This is a genomic window from Campylobacter sp. RM12642, assembly GCF_020137635.1.
Lineage (GTDB): Bacteria > Campylobacterota > Campylobacteria > Campylobacterales > Campylobacteraceae > Campylobacter_E.
Genome location: NZ_JACGAT010000064.1, coordinates 1 through 1,448, shown reverse-complemented (window position 1 = coordinate 1,448; position 1,448 = coordinate 1). Strand labels below are relative to the sequence as shown.

General features: G+C 28.0%; 2 protein-coding genes. Both read right to left on the bottom strand.

Annotation, left to right across the window (positions count from 1 at the left end; genetic code table 11):
• Positions 1-117: 117 nt before the first annotated feature.
• On the bottom strand, positions 118-666 hold the full coding sequence (locus tag AVBRAN12642_RS09665; protein ID WP_239803609.1) for a hypothetical protein: 549 nt from the start codon (positions 664-666) through the stop codon (positions 118-120).
• 107 nt (positions 667-773) lie between these two features.
• Positions 774-1,448: molybdopterin dinucleotide binding domain-containing protein (locus AVBRAN12642_RS09660; protein ID WP_284444078.1), on the bottom strand; the 675-nt coding region annotated here is incomplete at its 5' end.

The following is a 1,448-nucleotide window of genomic DNA, read 5'->3' as shown; positions in this document are numbered from 1 at the left end:
TTATTTTAAAACCCAATAAACCACTAAGATATTTAAAAAACACTCAAAAGGAATTTAAAAACAAACTTTTAAATTCCTTAATCTTTTTTAGTATTTACTTACACTTTTAAAGCATACTCACTCATCATCACCAGGAGCTACTCTTTGTAAGTATTTTACTACTTGATAGTATTCATTCTCATCTAAACTTGCATTATCTTGCATAGATTTAATTGTGCTTGGCCATACATTTTTACTAAACTCATCATAAGCATGTAAAGCATGGCATATACCACACCTTTCTTCAAATAATGCCTTACCATCTTCTATAATATCTTTATTTGTAATCTTAGTATTATCAACACTAGCTACTATCTCTACTACTTCCCAAGTATTATCATAATCATCTACTTTAGTTCCTATTACTTTAACAGCATTAGCATCATCAAGATTTACACTATTTGATAAGACACCTAAAGTATCATAAATAGCTTTTCCACCTTTAGGACGATAGCCTGTAAGTTTTATCTCACTTTTATTATTATCATTTTTAACTATATCAAACTTAGTTCCTATAATAATTGTTCCTATTGTTTTATTATTAATACTTAAAGGAGTGTTTTCTAAAGCATAATTATTAGCTAATAATGAGCTTGTAATTAAACTTAATAATATTAGTTTTTTCATTTTTTATTATCCTTATAAATGTTTTTATACTTATTATTATTTGTTTTTATTGCTTATCTTAATAAGTATTTTTAAAGCCTAAAATATACTTTTAGGCTTTATTTAATTTATGCTTTAAACTTTGGTTGTCTAAATAAATCAAGTGCTGGAATTTCTTTAGTATATTTTTCTATTTCTACTAAAGCAGTTGCTTGATTACCACAAGCAAGTTTACTACTTGGAATATCAGCTATAAGCACATTCACATCTCCGTGTAAGCATAAACCTTTTTTATTAGGATTATACCAAGAGCCTTCTTGCATTCTAATTACGCCAGGTTTAACATATTCAGTTACTAAAACACCACCTAGTATTTCCCCTCTATCATTAAATATACGAACTATATCTCCATTTTTAATACCACGAGCTTTTGCATCAATTGGATTCATCCATAAGCTTTCTTTTCCTTCTACTTCTTCAAAATCTCTTAAAAAAGTATTATTAAGTTGTGAGTGTAATCTATACTTTGGATGTGGAGTTATTAGATTTAATTTATATTTTTTAGCATTGCCTAAATATTCAGCTGGTTCATAAAATTGAACTAAGCCTTTGCAATCATCATAGCCAAACTTATCAATCTTTTTAGAAAATATTTCTATCTTACCACTTGGAGTTCCTAATCTATTAGTAATTGGGTCATCTCTAAAATCTTTCATTTTTACGAAATTCTTAGCTTCTTCAGGAGCTTTAAATTCTACATAGCCTTTAGCCCAGAACTCATCAAAGGTTGGCATTGATAGGCC

Bases quoted from the DNA above. Each gene is read 5' to 3' on its own strand.
- AVBRAN12642_RS09665 (WP_239803609.1), bottom strand. From the start codon at position 666: ATGAAAAAACTAATATTATTAAGTTTAATTACAAGCTCATTATTAGCT.